Consider the following 20,730-nt stretch of genomic DNA (forward strand, 5'->3'; position numbering starts at 1 on the left):
AATTTATATAAAAAGTTAGAAAAGTTTTTACGTATTTGCGAAATATTTCACAAAAAAAACAAAAAGAGGTGTTCTGTTTTGTTTTATCGTCAATTCATAACTCCGGGAAAATCGGCTAAAGAATAGAGTAATCATGCCAGCAATGAGGACTAAACTGGCCACTTGAACGGTGAAGTCACGGACCATCAAATTCGTTACGATGAGGAAAGGACATCGTGGTCGCAATGGGCATCAAGCCCTACAATCCATTGGAAGCGTTGTTTAGAAACCTTTTTTATATTTGTGATCGGGGACACGGCAGGCTGCCACTCGCTCGCTGACGCAGTAAGTAAAGGATTTGAAACAGCATTGATTATGGAATCACTGACCCTGAGTGAAATGAATCGGGCAACACGCGGCACGGATGATGAAAGACACCTTGATGGGGTGCTTTTTTTCAGCTTGTGCCGGCCTATGTTAAGCATGAATCATCTTATCAACTTTATCATAAATTTCTTCGTAAGAACAATTGAGAACGATAGCTAATTCTTTGAATAATATATCTTGAATATTGGTTAAAAGTTTGGCGTCGCTTTCATGAAACTTTTTTCCTTTGGCTTCCATTTTGGACTTTCTTCGCAATAAAGTGTTGGCCACTTTAGCAATCTCCATACGGTTTCCGCTATTTACAATTTCATGAAAAACTTGGTTGCGGGTTTGAGGCTTTTCTATCCAATCAATTCCTTTTGATGCAAATGATTGTATGATTTTTTCTGCTTCTGCTTTATTCATTAATTTATCTATAAAAATTTTGTGATTGTCTATAGGGATACTGATCGTCAATCCCTGGCTGTTTTCAATCGGATGCAATACATAATACGTTTTTGTCATGTCTTTGTATGTTTTATCGCAAATATCATCCACCCGGCATATGCCTTGCCCCGAATAGATCACTAAATCGCCAATATGAAACATTTTTAAACTCCTTTTTATAATATGATCAACCTGGTTGACTAAATTTATTTTATCGCTTCATTTGCAAAATTGTCAACCTAGTTGACATCGTAATCCAGCTTTTTTATATTAGGGATTAGCAACTAGATAGGGGGTAGCAGTAATGAATACTGATCTGCAGAACTTAGATCTGCTTGATTTGATCAGTGAGCGCCATGTCCGCCTGAGAAAAATATCGGAGAAGTTGTGGAACGAAAGCAGTGATATTCCGATATCAAATTCAGAGTGGTTTATATTGGCAAGGATCTATCAGACACAGCAGACCACAATTTCATATATTTCAAAGCATGTAGACATTTCCCGCCAAGCTGTCCATAAATTCATCAAACGGCTTGAGGAAAAAAGATTGGTTGAAATCAGCAGTCTGGAAAATAACAAAAAAGAGAAAAGTATTCAGTTAACGAAGCTTGGCCGGGAATGTATAGAAAAAAACGAGTCCTTAAAAAAGGAGCTCGTTCGCAAAATCGCCGAAAAAATCGGATCTGATCAGGTAAAATGGCTTGAAGAAATTTTAAAATTGGATTGGGGGATATAGGTTTTGCAGGCACTGTTAAACACCCACTCAAACGGAGCCCTTAAATCCAGCTGCCATCCGAGCCGTTATCCCAGCCGCCGAAATCATTATCATCCTGCTGTTCGTTTGGATTGGTATCGGCTTGGTCGTAATTGGACTCGCCGTTATCCTGATTCCAATCATTCTCGCTGCTATCGCCAAACCGGCGGCTCAACTCGTCCTGCAGCTGATCGATTTCATCCAGCTGCAATATATTTTGGTCTTCTAATTCGCGCAGCAGTTCATGATCGTCCAGATATTGCAAATATTGAAATTGGTCAAATCCAATTCTGCCTTGCTCCAGCAAATAGGTCAGTAAAGCGCCGGTCGCTAATCCTCCTGCAAAAGTACCGAAACGGCCCATTCCGGTACCCTCCATGCCGCTCCAGCCGCCCATTTCCGGTCTATCCTCATCTCCGTTGTACATATTCCTTCCCGGTTCGTATACTTGAGGCCGGTTCCGCTGTGTCAACGGCTTGATGATTAAAAAATGCACCAGCACGATGATGATAATGATCCCAATTAACCAACTCATTTTATTGAGCCTCCTTAAGGACATTACCCTTCGCTTATGAAATTTTTTTCATCCTTTATCCTAACAACCTTTTAAATGCAATTATAGTCGTACCGGCCGGCGTTATGCAATTTTTATGGTGTTTTTCGAAATGACAAGCCAGGTTGCACACAGCCAATTCAAATAAAGGAATTAGTCCTGGGAAAATGATAAAATATGCAGGAAATTACGGCGAAAATCGGGAAGAAGATGACGTTAGGCTCCCATCCTACCGAAACGAATGAAATGGACGAAATGGAAATCTATTTTTGGTAAGGTAAATTTAAAGAATGGAATGCAAGAAGCCCAAAATGGAATAGATGGAATGGAAAAATTGCTTTTTGGGACGATCCCGGTGGATAATGGAATGGAAACTTCAAAAGATGGAATGCAAAAAGCTTTAAATGGAGCGGATAAAACTATCCGGAGTGCAAAAACGAAAAGGAATTGTTCCAAATGGCAAAATTGCCGTCTTTCTACAAACTGAAAGGAGCAAATAATGATCCAATTTGAAAATGTATCCAAACAATTTCAAGATGGCACGCAAGCCGTGAAGTCTATCAATTTCACGATCAACGCAGGAGAAATTTTTGTCCTGATTGGGCCAAGCGGGAGCGGCAAGACGACCACTTTAAAAATGATAAACCGCTTAATCGAAAAATCCTCCGGAGCCATTTTGATCAACGGAAAAGATATTAGCGATTATGATATCCATGAACTGCGTTGGAATATGGGGTATGTGCTCCAACAAATTGCCCTTTTCCCGCATATGACCATTGAGGAAAATATTGCGGTTGTTCCTGAATTAAAAAACTGGAGGAAAGAGAGAATTAGAGATCGGGTGGATGAACTACTTGAAATGGTCAGATTGGACCCCAAAACCTATAAACATCGAAAGCCAGCCGAGTTATCCGGCGGGCAGCAGCAAAGAATCGGGGTAGCCAGGGCATTGGCGGCTGACCCGGAAATCATTTTAATGGACGAACCTTTCAGCGCGCTCGATCCGATCAGCAGAGAGAAGTTGCAAGATGATATTTTAAAACTGCAAAAAAATATCAGCAAAACGATTGTGTTTGTGACGCACGATATGCAGGAAGCGATGAAACTCGGGGACTGCGTCTGCCTGATGAAAGAAGGAGAAATTGTCCAAATTGGAACCCCCTCTGAAATTCTTGCAAATCCGGCAAGTGATTTTGTTCAGGAGTTTGTGGGGAACCGGAGCCTAAATATCCGTTTGGCTGATTTTGTTGTGCCGACTGAAAATGGCGAATTGCCGGCCAATGTAAAGCCCGTTTCCATCTTTGCTCCGCTGCATGAAGTACTGGAAAATCTATCTGAAGCCGGGCAAATCCCTGTTGAAAAGAACGGCGAAGTGATCGGAAGCATTCATCGCGGGGACTTTCTTCGTCATATGGCTCAATCTTTAAAGGAAGGCGGGCAGGTTCGTGGATAATCTTATGAATGTATTTTTACTTAGAAAATCCCAGCTCCTCGTCGCACTTTGGGAACTTATCCAAATCTCACTCCTTGCGCTTTTTTTTTGCACTGATCATTGCCATCCCTTTAGGCATTTATTTAACCCGGAAAAGAAAGAGTGCAGAAATGATCATCGGTTTTACCGGGGTATTGCAAACGCTCCCGTCGCTGGCATTGCTTGGGCTTTTGATCCCGCTATTCGGTATCGGGACCGTGCCTGCCGTCATTGCGCTGGTCGCTTATGCGCTGCTGCCGCTTTTACGCAATACTTATACAGGCATTAAAGAAGTGGATCCTGCGTTGTTGGAAGCAGCAGAGGCAATGGGCATGAACAGAAGAAAAAAGCTTTTAAAGGTGGAACTTCCGCTGGCAATGCCTGTCATCATGGCAGGGGTGAGAACGGCAGCCGTTTTGATTATCGGAACGGCAACGATTGCTGCGTTGATCGGCGCAGGCGGGTTAGGGGATATTATTCTTTTGGGCATTGACCGGAATGATTATGCTCTGATCCTGATTGGCGCTATCCCTGCGGCATTACTGGCAATTCTGATGGACGTTTTGCTCCGGCAGCTTGAAAAAATTTCATTTAAAGGCGTGCTGGCAGCCGCTTCAACGTATGCTGTTATCATCGTACTCGTGATCGGCTCCACTTTTATCCATCCGGCTTCGCAACAAAAATTGGTGATCGCGGGCAAATTGGGCTCCGAGCCGGAAATATTGATTAGTATGTATAAATTGCTCATTGAAGAAAATACGGACATAAAGGTGGAATTAAAACCCGGGCTGGGCGGGACATCTTTTGTGTACAATGCATTAAAGTCCAAAGATATTGACGTCTATCCAGAATTTTCGGGAACGGCGATTACCGAATTTTTGAAGGAAAAGCCGGCAAGCACCGACAGCAGGGAAGTGTACGAACAGGCGAAAACCGGTATGTTGAAAAAATTTGATATGGTCATGCTTGAACCGATGCAATATAACAATACGTATGCATTAGCCGTTCCGGAAAGTTTTGCGGAAAAATATCATCTCGAAAAGATATCCGATTTAGCAAGCGTCCAGCAGTATATCGAAGCCGGACTTACCCGCGAGTTCACAGACCGGGATGACGGCTATCCGGGTTTATCGAAAAAATACGGGCTTCATTTTAATTCACTTGTCACCATGGAACCTTCTGTCCGGTATACGGCCATTCAAGAAGGCAAGATTAACCTGATGGATGCTTACTCCACGGACGGAGAATTGCGGAAATACCATTTGAAAGTGCTGGAAGATGATAAACATTTCTTCCCTCCGTATCAAGGCGCACCGTTATTGCGGCAAGAAACGGTGGACAAATACCCGGAAATTGTTCCGGCATTGAACAAACTTTCCGGCAAGATTACGGACAGCCAAATGCGGCAAATGAACTACGAAGTCGCCGTCCAGGGAAAAAGTGCGAAGACGGTGGCGAGAAATTTCTTAATGAAAGCGGGATTGATTAAGGGGAAGAGCCGGTAAGGTACCTGGCGGAAATATATGACTTCGCAAATAAATCTGTATTATATATAATATCGTCCTGGCTGCAGTATTGGGAGGGAATCATTTATAAAGCCGCATCGATCGGGGTGATAGAAGGAGATGCAGTTCCTCATTTGTTGATTCCAAGATTGAAAAAGTAAATTTGTAAAATCATATGGATTCAAGGATCTGGAAAAGAATTTGCAGCTTCAGAAAGGTGTAACTGTAGAGCCGGTTTTCGTCATGCAGGAATATCGGATCCAAAAATCATCCCCCTAACAAGCGGGGATGATTTTTTGCAGCTTCAAGAAGGATAAAATCGTTTATTTAAAGCACGTATAAGGGCACAATCATCGGCTGATCAGAGCTTTTCGAGCAGTAAAATCAACCTCTTGGTAATAAGCATTTTTTACCAAAATATTTGGCCCGAGGCATTTTATTGCCGGGCAATGGCAATTAAGGGATTTTGCGATAGGAGATTCAAGCCATTTTTCAAATATATCCGGCAGTCGGTCACGTTGAATGTTGCCAAGGGGCGGTGTATCGCCGAAATCCGTGACAATCACATCACCGGTGAAAATATTGACATTCAGCCGGGATCTGCCGTCCGGATCATTGCGGATGGTGACATTTTTACTTTCATATAACCTTTTTAATAGTGCCAAATCTTCCGGATTGCTGCTGCAAGGATAAAACGGCAGCGTACCGAACAGCATCCATACATCTTCATTTCTTATGTCAAGTAAATGGTGGATGGCATTCCGGATTTCATCCAATGTGAGCACTTCCAGATTTGCAGCGAAATCGCTTGGGTACATCGGGTGAATTTCATGGCGGGTGCATTTCATTTCTTCCACAATTTGAGTGTGGATTTGTTCAATATGAGGTAACGTGCGTTTATTCAGCATCGTTTCGGCTGAAACCATGACGCCCATTTCGGACAATGCCCTGCTGTTTTCCACGATGCGATGAAACATTTTTTCCCCCTGCTGGTAGCTTGGTTTAATTGGCATATGGGCAAATCCGCCATCAATATAGTCCTGGACCGTTCCCCAATTATGAGAGATGTGCAGAACATCGAGGTAAGGGGCAATCTGGACATATTTTTCAAGTTTCATTGTTAAATTGGAATTGATCTGGGTGCGAATGCCTCTTTCGTGGGCATATTGCAGCAAAGGAAGCACATAATTTTCAACGGATTTTACAGACAGCATCGGTTCGCCGCCGGTAATGCTGATGCAGCGCAATGTTTTAATTTCGTCTAAGCGTTTCAATAATAGTTCCAGCGGCAGTGCATCCGGATCCTTTGGCTGCAGCGTATAGCCAACTGCGCAATGTTCACAGCGCATATTGCATAAGGTGGTAGTCGTAAATTCGATATTTGACAGCGTAAGTTTCCCGTATTCCTTAATGTCCAGGTAAGCCTCCCAAGGATCGTATTCAGGCGAAATGCCTTGCACAGTTTCTTCTTTTAACATGATATAACTCCTTTTTCTATTATTTTCCTCTTACATGTCACTTTTGATTATAACATGCTCTCCCACTCACGATTTGGAAACGATCCTTAAAAAGATGATGAGAAGAACGATGATGCCCCAAAAAAATTTTTTCTATACTAAGTCAGCAAGAGGAGATATATATTTGTTAAAAAAGTATGGAACCGGTTAGAGTGGGACGGATTATTGAAAAAGAGTATGTAAAAAATATTTTGACACGACTGAGTTTAAAGGAATTATCACTTATTAAAGATAAAAAGGATCCGGCCCGTTTTGTGTGCAATACAGTCAAGATAAAATATGTATTCTTGATCAGAATTATGTTTGGCTTTAACATTTTCCAGAAGGAGCCCGGAATCTATGCGGCAGAGGTGGGGCAAATGGCCTGCCCGGGATGTATTTTAGCAAATAAAAAACTTCCGGTCCATGATGTTAATGAAATGGAGAGGTCTGCCGCGTTCTGGATTATCAGCCGTTTAATGACGGCCATGTCTTAATCTTACCAAAAACATTATGGGGAAGCAGTGAGCTTGATCAGCCTGTGGCAAAAGCTGTTATGACTCTATTTTGATCACCAAGGCAATAAAAGGGCTTTTTAACCTTGACGGCATCACGATTTGTCAGAACGGCGGTTTAATGAGCTCAAGGTTACCATGGTGGCGGATACGACGTCTTTGATATGCGACGTCTTCGTAATGCCGAGAATCGGAACGGTTCCTTTCGCGATGGCCCATGCCGTTGCAAATTGGGCATGCCCCGCACCATGTTTGCTGCCGATATCTTTCATAACGTCGGTTAATCCTTCCAGCTTTGAAAGCAGTTCGGTATTGAACGCGTCGCCTTTCCTTGTGCCGGCAGGAAAAAGGTTATGGGTATTGTATTTATCGACATTTTCAAATGAATATTCTTTTTTTAATTGACATGAAATGCGTTTCATAATTTACACTATTTATACATTAAAAAATGCAACCGGAAGAATATGCTGTTTGAGATCTATTGGCATTGGGGGTAATGCTGTGATTGATTTTCATAACAGAAGTTTTATCTGTGTGGCCGCAGCAGAATGTCCGGATTTTACAACTGAAACGGTTTTCCATTTCAAACAATATGGCGATATTGTCCATGCAACCTATAATGGGGGGAATATACAATATGGGGAATTGATCGGTATGGTGGATCAGCAGGGGATTCAGCAAGTGATTTTTAATCATGATAATATGGATTTTCAATGTTATTCCGGTACATGTACCTTTACACCAGAAAGGCTTCATGATAAAAGTTATGTATTACATGGCCAGTGGTTCAAGACAGAAGAAGATACTGCCTCCAAAGAATTAACACTTGAAGAATTGCGCTGAACTTCCAAAAAAAATTAAGCGTTTTCGTGCAAGGTGAGAGTATGGCAAATATTCGAGATTTGGCAAAAATGGCCGGTGTATCTGTTACGACGGTTTCCCGTGTACTAAATCATCACCCGTATGTAAGTGAAGAAAAAAAGAAAGCTGTATTAGAGGCAATTAAAGCTACAAATTACCATAAAAACATAAATGCTGTCCATTTAAGCAAAGGAAAAACAAAACTGATCGGTGTCGTTCTCCCGTTTTCTGATCATCCCTATTTTGCGCTGTTGTTGAAAGGAATTGCAAAACAGGCATTGGAAAACAATTATAAGTTGGTTTTATTTCAAACGGATTATATGGAAAGCAGAGAAATGGAAGCATTGCAAATGCTGGAACAAAAGCAGATTGATGCATTGATTATTTGTTCGAGATCATGTGGCTTATCCATAATCAAAGAACATTTGCAATTCGGCCCGATTATACTTTGTGAAAATATGAAAGGCCATCAAATATCATCTACTTTTGTTAACCACTATAAAATTTTCTTTGATGCATTAATGTATTTGTATCAAAAGGGCCATAAAACAATTGGTTACTGCATTGGCAGAAAATCGGGGGCGAACAGCTGGAACCGCGACCGTGCTTATCGTGATTTTCTTAAAAAATACGGGTTGCCGTACTATCCCGAATATGTTTTTGACCAGTGCTTTCATTTTGAAGATGGGGAAAAAGTCATCGATCAAATAAAAAAAAATGGATAAACCGCCATCGGCATTGCTGGTAACAAGCGACCAGGTTGCAGCTGGAATTGTAATTTGCTGCCAAAAACATCAGATTGCCATCCCTGGCGAAATTGCAATCATTGGATTTGATAATGAACCAATTTCCAGGATGATGAATATTACCACTGTGGAAATTCCGCTTGTGGAGATGGGGGAGAACCTTTTCCGTCAGGCTGTGAGCGGGGAGATCTCAAATCACGAGATTTCCGTAAAGCTGATTGAAAGAGGAACTGTTTGAGGTTGTGAGACGAAGGGATATGGGGGGAAAAAAGTGAATGTGCTGGAAGATGCGAAATTATTGATTTTAGAGCTTTATACGGATTTATGCGGTAAAGTCAGTAATCAACAATTAACCCGCCTTGCCGAAGAAATTTTAAACACAAACCATTTATTTTTGGCAGCATCCGGCCGTTCAGATCTAGTAATTCGTGTTTTTGCCAATCAGTTGGTGCATCTGGGAATAAATGTGCATGTTATCGGAGATGTGACGACGCCGGAACCGAAACAGGGGGATTTCATCTTTATCAGTTCGGAATCCGGAGAAACGCAAATGTTTTCAGCATTGGCAGAGCAAGCGAAAAAAAATCACATAAAAATTGCCGTCAGCACTGCTTCCCCTGAATCCGTCCTTGCAAATTTAGCGGATATTTTAATTGTGTTGCCGGGAGAGACGTCAAAAGAAAAAGATAAACGTTACATAAGTGCCATCCACGGGCCCGGCGGATGCTTATTTGAACGCATGAGCTTTTTAATATACGACGCCATGGCCGTATGCTTAAAGAAGAATTTGCAACAAACAAGTACTGCAACACAATGTTAAGAAGTTGTTGAATCGTTCAGAAGGAGAAATGAAAATGCCCCAACAGAGTGTGATATTTTTTGATATAGACGGAACTTTACTGAATCAGGAGAAAAAATTGCCGCATTCCGCCAAAAAAGCCATATATAAAATAAAAGAACAAGGGCATATCGCCGCAATTGCAACGGGACGGGCCCCATTCATGTTTGAGGACTTGCGGAAAGAATTGGGAATTGATACTTTTGTAAGTTATAACGGGCAATATGTCATATTAAACGGAGAAGTGATATTCAAAAATCCGTTAAATCTTCAATCACTTGAACAACTAACGGCACATGCCCTGGATCATCAACATCCGGTCGTGTTTATGGACCATGAAGATATGAAGGCGAATGTGCCTGAACATGCTTATATCAAAGAAAGTATTGAAATGTTAAAGATTAAGCAGTTTCCTAGGTATGACCCGGAATATTACAAAGGGCGCGAACTGTTTCAAATGTTGCTGTTTTGTCCGGAAGGGGAAGAAAAACAATACGAACAGGCCTTTCCTGACTTTGATTTTATCCGGTGGCACCCGCTTTCAGTCGATGTTCTTCCAAAAGGGGGGTCAAAAGCTGCGGGAATAGGTAAAATTGTTGAAAAGCTTGGCTTTCCTGAGGAACGCCTGTATGCATTTGGAGATGGGCTGAATGACATAAAAATGCTTTCTGCAGTAAAAAACAGTATCGCAATGGGAAACGCGGAAGAAAAGGTGAAGGCGGCTGCAAAATTTGTCACGAAATCCGTTGATGAGAAGGGAATCTATTACGGGCTTCAAATGGTTGGGTTGTTGTAATTTTTAAGTTTCCTATAAATTAAAAGTTTAAGAGAACATTTTACCGGGAGTGACACCAAATGAAAATCCCTATTTACCAAATCGATGCATTCACAAATGAGCAATTTAAAGGCAATCCGGCAGCGGTATGCCCGCTTGAAGAATGGATTCCAGATGAGATCATGCAAAAAATTGCCGCAGAAAATAATTTGTCGGAAACGGCATTTTTTGTCCAAAAGGGCCATGAATATGAGTTGAGATGGTTTACGCCGGCAAGGGAAGTGGATTTGTGCGGGCATGCAACATTGGCAACCGCTTTTGTGGTCTTTACCTACCTGGATCCGGCTGCTGCGCAAATCCAATTTCATACGAAAAGCGGGGTGCTGGAGGTGTCAAGAGACGGCAGCCTGCTTTCCATGGTTTTTCCTGCCCTTGAAGGAGAAAAATGCGGCGCACCGAAAGCATTGATCAGGGGACTCGGCAAGGTGCCGAAAGAAGTGTATAAATCAAGAGACTATCTGGCCGTTTTTGAAACAGAGCAGGATATTTTAGGCCTTTCCCCTGATATGGAAGAACTGAAAAAACTGGACAGCTTCGGTGTTATTGTAACGGCAAAAGGCTCTGAGGCAGATTTTGTATCCCGGCTCTTTGCACCAAAAGATGGGATTGATGAGGATCCAGTTACCGGATCCGCCCACTGCACATTGGTACCGTACTGGAAAAAAGTTTTAAAGAAAAACGAGTTCACGGCTTTGCAATTGTCCGAGAGGGGCGGAAAGCTGTATTGTATGGATCTCGGAGACAAAGTGAAAATTTCCGGGAAGGCGGTGCCTTATTTAGAAGGGAATATTTGTATTTCTTATTTCGGAAGCTGAAGCGGCCGGGACCTACTGTTCACCGGCCGCTTCGGACTCTTGCTGTTTTTTTCTAAAATAATGATATTCTTTTTCGAGCTCTGTTAATGTCAGTTTGTAAAGTTGCTCGTCATTTTCCGGATAGGCATCCATCTCAATCAGTCGGTTCATTAAATATCGTTTTTTCTTTTCAATTGCATCCCGAAGCAAATTTTTCATATGAGCAATACCCCCATCCCCGTTTTTCGTGAAGTATTTTTTTCCACAGCGGATGATTTTGAAAAAAGATAAAATCATGATATTTCTGTAATGCTTTTTTTATGCACAATTTGTTGAATAAATAAACAGCATTGCTCAGCAATCCATTCCTTTTCATTATCCAAGGAGGCGACGTGATAAGAATCAAAGAGCGAAATCACTTTTTTGAATCTGGAACGAATATGGGCTGCAATATAGTCTGCATTTTCCGGGGGCACGACATGATCGTCCACTGACTGGAAGAGTAGCGCAGGACAAACGACTTTAGAGAGATTTTGGCGCGTTACCCGCATAACGGTTAGAAGCTCCCGGATGGATGACACCGGCACTTTTTCATATGTGATTTCCTGTACGCCTGCTGCTTTTATATCCGGCGGCCCTTCCTCAATAAACCGTTGTTCTGTAAGACACTTTTCCAGTTCAGGAATGTTTTTGATCGCTGCGTTGATTAACACAATTCCCCTGATATCGAAGTTTTTCTCCGCGAGATTTAAAGTCAGGGTACCGCCCATGGATTGGCCGATGATAAAAATGTCCCTGCAGTGCTGCTTCAAGTATTGGTAGCCCTCTTCAAGGCTTTGGATCCAGTCATTATAGGTGCAGCGTTCCATATCTGTGCAGTGCGTCCCATGTCCTTTTAACCTTGGCGCGTAAACTGTAAACCCTTTAGATGCCATATATTCTCCCAGAAAACGAACACTTTGCGGCGTGCCATTAAACCCGTGCGAAATGAGAATGCCAATTTGATTCCCTTTTAAGAAAAATGATTCTGCTCCCGGTATCACTGGAAACCTCTCAAGCATATAAAAGCTCCTTTCCTTATCGATTCAGTTGCTTTTGGTTAACCAATCAGTGAATTTTAAATGTTATCACAATTTTAAACTGATTATTCCTAGTTGTAAAGTAGGAATAATCAAAAATAAATGGAATGGTAGCGTGCATGATTCTCCTTAAATGATTGATTTTTTCAGTAGTATGAAAATATGCAGGATTCATTTAACACTGTTCTTTAAATAATACTCTTTGAATATCGCTTGACTCAATATGCCGCCCATTGTTTTTGATTCATTAAAAAGCGTAGTTCCCCGGTCCGATCAAAGCAACGCCAGCGCCCAAGATTGCAGACGGTAAATATTAAAATTCAAATGATCAAGCGTAAATCATTCTCCATGAAATCGGAGGAGGGACTTTGCGCTTTTTTACTGAAAAGCATCAAAAAAGCGCTGAAAATGGATTTTGATAAAATCTCCGGACCAGCACGCTTTTTCCGGTCGCCCATTAAAGCAAGCTGATGCTGGTCACTAGTCTTCAGACAAAAGCTTCCTGCCCCGCTTTAAACGATCCCCTGCGTTTCGCTATAGATAACCAGGTTTGCCTTTATTTTAATTAGGAAGAAATATATTGGTTCTGAAAATATTCTTTCGTAACAATACCTATAAAGTGCGTATGATCTAACTTCGTATTATAATCTAAATAAGAAACATTTTCATTTGCGATTAAACTGGATAGAAAGATGGAATGATCAATGGATAAATACCGTCTTGATCCGAATAAAGGATTGGAATTTGGCGTTTACACGCTCGGGGATCATCTTACCAATCCCCATACAGGCGAGCGCATTCCGGCCGTGCAGCGGATTGATGAAATCATTGAGTTCGCAAAACTTGCCGAAGAGGCCGGGGTTGATTTTTTCAGCGTCGGCGAAAGCCATCAGGAATATTTTACGACGCAGGCACACACCGTTGTCTTGGCGGCGATTGCGCAGGCGACGAAAAAAATTAAAATTGGCAGTGCCTCAACGATTATCAGCACACTGGACCCGGTGCGCGTATACGAAGATTTTGCGACGATCGACCTCATTTCAAAAGGGCGCACCGAGATTGTGGCCGGACGGGCGTCAAGGGTCGGCGTGTTTGAACTGCTCGGCTATGACATCCGCGATTATGAAGAATTATTTGAAGAAAAGTTTGAACTGTTGCTGAAGATCAACGAAGAAGAAATCGTCAATTGGAGCGGGCAGTACCGTGCGCCGTTGAAAAATGCAAAAGTGCTGCCGCGCCCGTATCATGGCTGGCTCCCAATATGGCGTGCAGTTGGCGGGTCTCCTGCGAGCGCCATTAAAGCGGGATTTGCAGGCGTTCCGATGTTCATTGCAATGCTCGGCGGACCGGCATCCAGTTTTAAAAGGTCGATTGATGCGTACCGCGAAGCTGCAAGGGAAAGAGGATTTGACCCCGCAACGTTGCCGGTTGCGACGGCCGGATTCTTTTATGCCGCAGAAACGACCCAGCAGGCACTGAAAGAGTATTACCCGCATATTCATGAAGGCATGAAGCTGACGAACGGCCGCGGTTTTCCAAAACAGCTGTTTGCACAAGGGGCGGATACGCGCGATGTGATGAATGTCGGTAGCCCGCAGCAAATTATCGAAAAAATTCTTTACCAGTATGAATTGTTTGGGCACCAGCGTTATATTGCACAAATGGATTTCGGCGGGGTGCCGTTTGATAAAATCAGGAAAAACATTGAAATCATTGCGACGGAAATTTTGCCTGCGGTGAGAAAATACACAGCAAAGAAATAGGGGGGAAACATACATGAAAATTGTTGTACTTTCGGGGTCAAGAGTCGGCTCGAAAACAAGGACGGCGATGAACTATGCTGTAAAAGTGATCCATGAAAAATATCCGGAAGCTGAAGCCACACTGCTTGACTTGGCCGAATACGACGTCCAGTTCAGCGACGGGCGCAACTATATGGAATATGAAGGGGATACGAAATATGTCGCACAGACGGTCATGGGAGCGGATGCCGTCATCATCGGCACACCGATTTTCCAGGCTTCGATCCCGGCGACGCTGAAAAATGTTTTTGATTTGCTGCCGGAAAAAGCGCTCCGCGATAAAGTTGCAAGCATCATCGTAACAGCCGGCTCGCCAAAACATTACTTGATTGCCGAACAGCAGATTAAGCCGATTTTGTCCTATATGAAAGCGCAGATTGTCCAGAGCTATGTTTTCATTGAAGAAAAGGATTTTTACCGGAAAGAAATTGTCAACGATGATATCCTGTTCCGCATCAACCGCCTTGTGGAAGATACCGTGATGCTGACGGAAACGTATGCAAAAATCCGCGAGGCGAAAGAAGCGGCGTACGGATTTTAAGCGGAGAACGGGCTCCGCTGTTTTTTTGCCTGCATCTGCCATCCGGGTTTTCTTGATTCTCCCCGAACAGGAAAGGTAAAATAGTAGATAACTAGAAACGGTACGGATTGGGAGGGGACGAGCTTGTCTTTTTCATTTATCCATACGGCTGATATTCATTTGGACAGCCCATTGGTCGGCCTGGAACAGTACGAGGGGGCGCCGGTTGAAAAAATACGAGGTGCGACGCGGGAAGCGTTTAAAAATTTAGTCGATACGGCGATCAAAAGGCATGTCGATTTTATTGTCATTGCCGGGGATTTGTATGACGGCGACTGGAAAGATTACAATACCGGTTTGTTTTTTACAAGCCAGATGGTCCGCCTGCAAAAAGAAGGGATCCGGGTATTCCTGATCCGTGGCAACCATGATGCGGCCAATATCATGACAAAAGTGCTGAAACTGCCGGATAATGTTTATGAGTTCCCGATAAAAGCGCCTGGTACAGTTACCCTTGACGAGCTTGGCGTTGCGATTCACGGGCAGGGTTTTGCCTCCCGAGCGGTGGGAGAGAATCTCGTTAAACTTTATCCGCCTAAAAAGGAAGGGTATTTTAACATCGGCATTTTACATACGAGTGCAACAGGTCGTGAAGGCCATGAAAATTATGCGCCATGCACGATTGAGGATATGAAAGAGAAGCAGTATGATTATTGGGCGCTCGGCCATATCCATTTGCGTGAACTGCTTCATCCGTATGATCCGGTCATTTTATTCCCGGGAAATATCCAGGGCCGGCATATCCGGGAGACGGGGGAAAAAGGCTGCACGTATGTGGAAGTGAAAGACGGCGCGATTGAAAAGATGGAGCAAATCCCGCTTGATGTGCTGAGATGGGAATTATGCGCGATTGATGCAGGCGGGATGGAGACGGTGGACGAGTTGTTGGATGCGGCCCGCGAAGCGCTTGAAAGAAAATACGAGGAAGCGGACGGCCGCTATTTGGCGGTACGGTTTAAATTTTTTGGCGCAACGAAAATACATAGGGAACTGATTGCGAAAAAAGACCTGGTTTTGAATCAATTGCGGTCGGTTTCGCTTGAGGCCGGATTCGGAGAGATTTGGGTCGAAAAGGTAAAAATCGAAACGGCCGGGCTGAACGATAGCGGGGCCTTTATTTCCGAACAGTCGCCGGTCGGAATGATTCTGAAGTTTATGCGTGAGGCGGCAGAAGATGAAGAAATGTTGCAGTCACTACTCGATGAGTTCCGGGATATCCGGCAGGCGATCCCGCATGAACTGAAAGAAGGGGAAGACGGATTTGACTTTTCCGATCCGGGTTTGATTAAAAAGCGGTTGAAAGATGTGGAAGATTTTATTCTCTATTCCTTAATGGAAACGGGGGTGGGAGCATAATGAGATTTGATTACCTGAATTTGCGTGCGTTCGGTCATTTTACTGATTACGAGCTTTTATTTGATCCGTCGAAAAATTTCCATATTCTCTACGGCCCGAATGAAGCGGGCAAAAGCACAACACTCCGCTCGATCACGCATTTTTTATACGGATTTCCGCAAAAAACGAATGATGCTTTTCTCCACGGCAATTCCAAATTAAGGATTGAAGGGCAGCTGCGCAACTCAAAAGGGGAAGCCGTCCAGTTTATCCGCAGGAAAGGGAGAAAAGATACGGTCCTTGATTTGGACGGCAATCCGATTCCTGAAAAAACAGTAGCCGCCTTTTTGCATGATATACCCGAATCCCAGTTTTTAAATATGTTCGCCCTTGACCATGTCCGGCTCCGCGAAGGCGGGGAAAGCCTTTTGCAAAGCGGCGGCAGCGCCGGGGAAAGTTTTTTCTCGGCCGCATCCGGCATCAATGTGTTGCGCAGCATTCTTGAAAATTTTGAAAAACAGGCCGGCGCACTTTATAAGAAAACGGGTTCCGTCCCTGAACTCAATAAGCTGCTGAAGCGGGAAAAGGAACTCACGAAAAAAATCAACGAACAACAGCTGAAAGTGCGGTCCTGGAATGATTTTGAAGAGCGCTATCGGGAAGCGGAAAAAGAAATCAACACGACCATTGAACGGATGAAAACTTTGCGCAGCAAAAAAGAACAATTGCAGCGGGTCAAATGGATCCTGCCGAAAATTGCGAAGCGTGAGGATCTGAAGCAAAAACTGGCAGCGCTCGGCACGGTTCCGGATTTGCCGGAAGACATTTCCGATGTCCGGATGGCTGCTGAAAATAAATGGAATGCGGCGAAGGCAAGCAAGGAAAAAATTGAGCAGCAGCTGGCTGAAATCGAGGCGGAAATCAAGCAAATTTCCATCCCCGAGAAGATTTTGGAACAGGCCGAAACGATTCATGCGTTGTACCGCGAAGTGCAGGCATATCAAAATCATGAAAAAGCTTTGCCGGAACTGGAGGGAAAAAAGCAGCAGTTGGAAGCCCAGTTGATTTCCGCCATGAAGGAGATTGACCCGGCCCGTGCGGCACTGGAAAATATTGATGATTACCGCCTAACGTCCGTCAAAAAAGAAATGATCCGCGGGCTCTGCAAGGAAAAGCCTTTGCTGGACCAGAAATATGAAACATTACAACGCGAGAGTGAAAAATCGGAAAAAGAATTGGCGCAAAAACTGGAGGAATTGGCTGCCATGCCGGATTTGCCGGGTGCCGGTGAATTGGAAGCCTTGCTGAACCAAGTCAATCGTGCAGGCAACCTGGAAGATGCGCTCAAGGAACTATACGCCGATTGCAGGCAAAAAGAACAGCAAATTGAAGAAGAAATCCGGCTGTTGCCGCTGTGGGACGGCGGGGCGGAAGAACTTGTCAAACTGCCGGTCCCTGTTCTAGCCGAAACGGTCAAGAGATTTGAAAAAGAAGAGGACGGATTGCGCCGGGAGCTTGAATTGGTGCAAAGTAAAATCAGGCAGCTGGAAGAGGAAATTGAAGCATCTGAAGAAAGGATCCGTAAGTTGGATTCGCTTGCTGAGATCCCTTCAGAGGAGAAATTACTGGCGGCCCGGGCAGTACGGGATACGGGCTGGCGGCTGATCCGCGCGAAACTGGAGACCGGGAAATGGAATGAAAGGCTGGAAGAGTATACAAAGGGGAAGCCGATTGAATCGCTTTACGAAACCCATGTCCGCGATGCCGACCGGATTGCCGACACGTTGAGGATGGAAGCGGAAAAAGTCGGGGAAAAGAACAAACTTTTAGCCGATATTGAAAAATGCCGGGAGAAAATAGACGCTTTAAAAGCTGAAAAAAGCCGGCTTGAGGAATCACTGCAAGCATGGAAAGCGGAATGGCACAAGCTTTGGGCGCCGGCGCAGATCACGCCGCTGTCACCCGCAGAAATGCGGGAATGGCTGCAAAAACATGCGCAAATTAAAGGTCTTGTACAGGAATATGAAAAAACGCTCGGAAAGATCCGCGAACTGGAAAATAGCCGCAACCGCAGCCGTAATGCGCTTTCCGCGGTTTTAAAGGCATTTACCGAAGTTTCAGAGTCGCAGCCGCTTGTGGAATTGGTCAGCCTCGCTGAAAAACAGTTGAAACAAATCCGCGGACACGCCTCGAAAAAAGATAGCCTGGAGGCTGCTATCCAAGGCTTAAAAGTAAAAGTGGAAGAGAATGCGGCTGAGAAAACGGATGTAGAGAAAAAACGCGCTGAATGGTTCGGGCAATGGGTGCGTGCCGTCGAAGGAACAGCCATTGCCAAAGATGCACCCCCGACTGTCGCCGAAACCTTGCTCGGCCAGTATGAAACATGTGCGCGGATTTATGACGCGTTCAAGCAGGCCGAAAAAGAACAGTTATCGATCAGTAAACAGATGGAGCTTTTTGAAGAAAAAGTGCAGCATATGTTGCAAGATGCGAATCTGGGTTTTAACGGTGAAAACGCCGGGATGGCTGTGGCCGAAATGTATAGGATTTTACAAAAAGCACAGCAGGACGAAGTGGAGTTGAAAAACTGCAAGCGCCAACTGGACAATTTGCTTCGGCAGAAAAAAGAAGAAGCAGACGCGATGGAAGAAGCTGCCGCTGTTTTGAAAGGTCTTTTCCATCAGGCCGGATGCGGTTCGATTGAAGAATTGAAGCAGATCGAAAAAACATTCCTGAAGAAAAAAGAATATGAAACAGGCATTCAGCAAATTGAAGCGGAAATATTGGATGCCGGCGGAGGGAGATCGCTGCAGGAATTGGTAGATGAAGCAGCCCGGATTGACACAGACCGTATTGACGCAGATCTGGATGAAACGGAACGCGAACTCGAACAGCTTGAGCTTGTCCGTTCCCAAGTCGAGCAGGAATATGGCGCGGTGAAAAAGGAATATGAAAAAAAAATCCAGGGGGCAAATCTTGCAACAGTCGAAGCCGAGCAGGAAAAGGAAAGCATACATGCGAAAATTGCAAGCTTAACAGAACAGTATATCCAGGTGAAACTTGCTTCCGCCCTGTTGCAAAAGGGAATTGAATTTTACCGGAGCCAAAACCAAAATCCGGTTTTAAGGCGTGCGAGTGAAATTTTTGCGCAATTAACGCTGCGTTCTTTTGCTGGCTTGACGGTCGATTATAATGAGCAGGACGAACCGGTATTGATGGGCGTCCGCGAAAACGGCGAAAAAGTGCCGGTTTCCGGGATGAGCGACGGGACGACGGATCAGCTTTATCTCTCGCTCCGCTTGGCCAGTATTGAAAAATTCGCTGCCGAAAATGAACCGCTGCCGTTTATTGTTGATGACATTCTCGTCCATTTCGACGACGAGCGTTCAAAAGAAACACTGAAAGTTTTACTCGAGCTCTCTGCCCATACGCAAATCATTTTCTTTACGCACCATGAGCGTCTTGTCGACATGATGAATGAAATCGCCCCGCAGGAAGCCGTCCAATTTTTGGCACTCCACGGGCGTGAAGCTGTTTTGCATTAATAAAGGGCAGCCCCAAAGTGGTTAGGGCAGCGTTTGTTAAACGACGGGAAAGGGAATTTTAGGTAAAATTTCAATTTTTATAGATTTAAAAGACAGTTCCCGGCCGAGATGGCTATAAGAGGCAGCCTTAAGGACAATTCATGGTAGAAAAGAAGCTAAATTGTTTTTACAGCGTGTCAAAAGGACATATTAAGGCAAAACATTCAGTAAATTGTCTTTTTCATGCTGTCTAAAAGGCATTTTGGGACTAAACTTTGAGATAAAACGGATCTTTACAAACATTTTTTCAAGAGAAAAGGGCCGCCCATGCCCATGTGGCAGCCCCTCCCAGGTTAAGAAACCGTTACCGGATATTTATAAAATCCTTCTCCGGTTTCTTTGCCGAGTTTGCCTTTATCGATATATTCCGTTTTGAACAAGTCTGCCATTTTTTTGTACAGCTCGTTTCCGGTTGCTTCCGCTTTTGCCAGTGTAATGTTGTAAGCGGTCGTGATGCCGACAACATCCAATATCTGAAACGGTCCGAGCGGGGCGCCGGTTGCGACTTTCCATGTCTTATCAATGGTTTCAACATCGGAAACGCCTTTCACCAAAAGCATTTGTGCGGCTTCCAAAAGTGGAACCAGCAAAGAGTTGAGAATATAGCCCGGTTGTTCTTTATACAAAGGCAGTGCCACCATGCCGATTGCTTTTGCAAACTCAATCACATTCTGGAACACTTTTTCATCCGTACCGGGGTGTTTCATAATTTCTGCCGTATTATTTTTCCAAATTTCATTGGCAAAGTGCAGCGCCAAAAATTTTTCCGGGCGGCCGGTCGCTTCCGCAAACTGGCTCGGCAGCAAGGTGGAAGAGTTTGTGGCAAATACGGTTTTTGCCGGCGCCACAGCCCCCAGCTTTTTATAAAAATCCGTCTTGATTTGGACAACTTCCGGAACCGCTTCAATTACAAGATCTGCATCTGCGACAGCGTGTGCCAGATCAGCACTGAACGAAATGCGGTTATAGGCCGCATTCACTTCCTGTTCCGTTGCCCCCAAGTCTTCCCGGTAACGTTCTTTTAATCCTGCAATTCTTTTTTTCGCACGTTCCACTGCCTCATCATTAATATCGTAAACGTTTACATTGAACCCCTTGAAAGCAGTTTGATAAGCAATCTGGCTTCCGAGTACACCACTACCTGCAACCGTGATATTTTGAAAATCCATATCCATTCTCCTCTTTCCAAT

Annotated in this window: 19 protein-coding genes and 2 pseudogenes; 14 read left to right on the forward strand and 7 right to left on the reverse strand. The window is 44.0% G+C overall.

Going from position 1 to position 20,730, the window contains the following annotated elements; all coding sequences use genetic code 11:
• Window positions 1-456: 456 nt before the first annotated feature.
• Window positions 457-954 carry a CarD family transcriptional regulator gene (locus GBH70_RS13185; protein ID WP_151681472.1) on the reverse strand — a complete coding sequence of 166 codons (498 nt, stop codon included), beginning with the start codon at window positions 952-954 and terminating at the stop codon, window positions 457-459.
• Window positions 955-1,096: 142 nt separating this feature from the next.
• Here GBH70_RS13185 and GBH70_RS13190 point away from each other — a divergent pair, with 142 nt between their 5' ends.
• Window positions 1,097-1,528 carry a MarR family winged helix-turn-helix transcriptional regulator gene (locus GBH70_RS13190; RefSeq protein ID WP_151681473.1) on the forward strand — a complete coding sequence of 144 codons (432 nt, stop codon included), beginning with the start codon at window positions 1,097-1,099 and terminating at the stop codon, window positions 1,526-1,528.
• A gap of 40 nt (window positions 1,529-1,568) precedes the next feature.
• On the opposite strand, the gene GBH70_RS13195 is transcribed toward GBH70_RS13190, so the two are convergent.
• A complete protein-coding gene (locus tag GBH70_RS13195; RefSeq protein WP_151681474.1) occupies window positions 1,569-2,081 on the reverse strand; it encodes a hypothetical protein in 513 nt (170 codons plus the stop codon).
• Between the two features lie 259 nt (window positions 2,082-2,340).
• Between GBH70_RS13195 and GBH70_RS13200 the strand changes: the two genes are divergently transcribed.
• The 3 genes and pseudogenes from GBH70_RS13200 to opuFB all read left to right on the forward strand — a co-directional run bounded on the left by GBH70_RS13200 (window position 2,341) and on the right by opuFB (window position 5,075).
• On the forward strand, window positions 2,341-2,586 hold the full coding sequence (locus GBH70_RS13200; RefSeq protein ID WP_151681475.1) for a hypothetical protein: 246 nt from the start codon (window positions 2,341-2,343) through the stop codon (window positions 2,584-2,586).
• A 12-nt stretch (window positions 2,587-2,598) separates the two neighbouring features.
• On the forward strand, window positions 2,599-3,552 hold the full coding sequence (locus tag GBH70_RS13205; protein WP_151681476.1) for an ABC transporter ATP-binding protein: 954 nt from the start codon (window positions 2,599-2,601) through the stop codon (window positions 3,550-3,552).
• Window positions 3,545-5,075, forward strand: a pseudogene (gene opuFB / locus GBH70_RS13210) (osmoprotectant update ABC transporter permease/substrate-binding subunit OpuFB). The gene GBH70_RS13205 and the pseudogene opuFB overlap by 8 nt, the downstream one beginning before the upstream one ends.
• Before the next feature lie 350 nt (window positions 5,076-5,425).
• Here the strand turns inward: opuFB and yfkAB are convergent.
• Window positions 5,426-6,553, reverse strand: coding sequence for a radical SAM/CxCxxxxC motif protein YfkAB (gene yfkAB / locus GBH70_RS13215; RefSeq protein ID WP_151681477.1), 1,128 nt, complete (start codon window positions 6,551-6,553; stop codon window positions 5,426-5,428).
• Window positions 6,554-6,744: 191 nt separating this feature from the next.
• On the opposite strand from yfkAB, the gene GBH70_RS13220 reads away from it, so the two are divergent.
• Complete coding sequence (locus GBH70_RS13220) at window positions 6,745-7,068, forward strand: hypothetical protein (protein ID WP_151681478.1); 324 nt, start codon at window positions 6,745-6,747, stop codon at window positions 7,066-7,068.
• Window positions 7,069-7,181: 113 nt separating this feature from the next.
• Here the strand turns inward: GBH70_RS13220 and GBH70_RS13225 are convergent, their stop codons facing one another.
• Window positions 7,182-7,508 (reverse strand): aldo/keto reductase, encoded by a 327-nt coding sequence (locus GBH70_RS13225; protein WP_151681479.1) that lies wholly within the window; start codon window positions 7,506-7,508, stop codon window positions 7,182-7,184.
• A 79-nt stretch (window positions 7,509-7,587) separates the two neighbouring features.
• Between GBH70_RS13225 and GBH70_RS13230 the strand changes: the two genes are divergently transcribed.
• From GBH70_RS13230 to GBH70_RS13250, 5 genes and pseudogenes are all read left to right on the forward strand, one after another.
• Window positions 7,588-7,929 (forward strand): avidin-fold protein, encoded by a 342-nt coding sequence (locus tag GBH70_RS13230; RefSeq protein ID WP_151681480.1) that lies wholly within the window; start codon window positions 7,588-7,590, stop codon window positions 7,927-7,929.
• Window positions 7,930-7,970: 41 nt separating this feature from the next.
• Window positions 7,971-8,931, forward strand: a pseudogene (locus GBH70_RS13235) (LacI family DNA-binding transcriptional regulator).
• A gap of 33 nt (window positions 8,932-8,964) precedes the next feature.
• Window positions 8,965-9,513, forward strand: a complete 549-nt coding sequence (locus GBH70_RS13240; protein WP_151681481.1) for an SIS domain-containing protein — start codon at window positions 8,965-8,967, stop codon at window positions 9,511-9,513.
• Window positions 9,514-9,547: 34 nt separating this feature from the next.
• Complete coding sequence (locus GBH70_RS13245; RefSeq protein WP_151681482.1) at window positions 9,548-10,327, forward strand: Cof-type HAD-IIB family hydrolase; 780 nt, start codon at window positions 9,548-9,550, stop codon at window positions 10,325-10,327.
• A 59-nt stretch (window positions 10,328-10,386) separates the two neighbouring features.
• On the forward strand, window positions 10,387-11,181 hold the full coding sequence (locus GBH70_RS13250; protein WP_151681483.1) for a PhzF family phenazine biosynthesis protein: 795 nt from the start codon (window positions 10,387-10,389) through the stop codon (window positions 11,179-11,181).
• A gap of 12 nt (window positions 11,182-11,193) precedes the next feature.
• Here GBH70_RS13250 and GBH70_RS13255 read toward each other — a convergent pair whose 3' ends face one another.
• Window positions 11,194-11,379, reverse strand: a complete 186-nt coding sequence (locus GBH70_RS13255) for a Fur-regulated basic protein FbpA (protein WP_151681484.1) — start codon at window positions 11,377-11,379, stop codon at window positions 11,194-11,196.
• 74 nt (window positions 11,380-11,453) lie between these two features.
• Window positions 11,454-12,221, reverse strand: a complete 768-nt coding sequence (locus GBH70_RS13260) for an alpha/beta hydrolase (RefSeq protein ID WP_151681485.1) — start codon at window positions 12,219-12,221, stop codon at window positions 11,454-11,456.
• Between the two features lie 722 nt (window positions 12,222-12,943).
• On the opposite strand from GBH70_RS13260, the gene GBH70_RS13265 reads away from it, so the two are divergent.
• The 4 genes from GBH70_RS13265 (at window position 12,944) to GBH70_RS13280 (ending at window position 19,501) form a co-directional block, all read left to right on the forward strand.
• The gene (locus tag GBH70_RS13265; protein WP_151681486.1) at window positions 12,944-14,002 is read left to right on the forward strand and encodes an LLM class flavin-dependent oxidoreductase; all 1,059 of its coding nucleotides are present in this window, start codon (window positions 12,944-12,946) and stop codon (window positions 14,000-14,002) included.
• A 13-nt stretch (window positions 14,003-14,015) separates the two neighbouring features.
• Entirely contained in the window at window positions 14,016-14,582 is a 567-nt protein-coding gene (locus tag GBH70_RS13270) for an NADPH-dependent FMN reductase (RefSeq protein WP_151681487.1), read from the forward strand.
• A 123-nt stretch (window positions 14,583-14,705) separates the two neighbouring features.
• Window positions 14,706-15,977: a metallophosphoesterase family protein gene (locus GBH70_RS13275; RefSeq protein ID WP_151681488.1), complete on the forward strand. Its 1,272-nt coding sequence runs from the start codon at window positions 14,706-14,708 to the stop codon at window positions 15,975-15,977.
• Window positions 15,977-19,501, forward strand: a complete 3,525-nt coding sequence (locus GBH70_RS13280; RefSeq protein ID WP_151681489.1) for a YhaN family protein — start codon at window positions 15,977-15,979, stop codon at window positions 19,499-19,501. The genes GBH70_RS13275 and GBH70_RS13280 overlap by 1 nt, the downstream gene beginning before the upstream one ends.
• Before the next feature lie 332 nt (window positions 19,502-19,833).
• Here the strand turns inward: GBH70_RS13280 and GBH70_RS13285 are convergent, their stop codons facing one another.
• On the reverse strand, window positions 19,834-20,709 hold the full coding sequence (locus tag GBH70_RS13285; RefSeq protein WP_151681490.1) for a 3-hydroxyacyl-CoA dehydrogenase: 876 nt from the start codon (window positions 20,707-20,709) through the stop codon (window positions 19,834-19,836).
• Window positions 20,710-20,730 lie beyond the last annotated feature (21 nt).

Source organism: Weizmannia acidilactici (assembly GCF_008974225.1).
Lineage (GTDB): Bacteria > Bacillota > Bacilli > Bacillales > Bacillaceae_C > Weizmannia > Weizmannia acidilactici.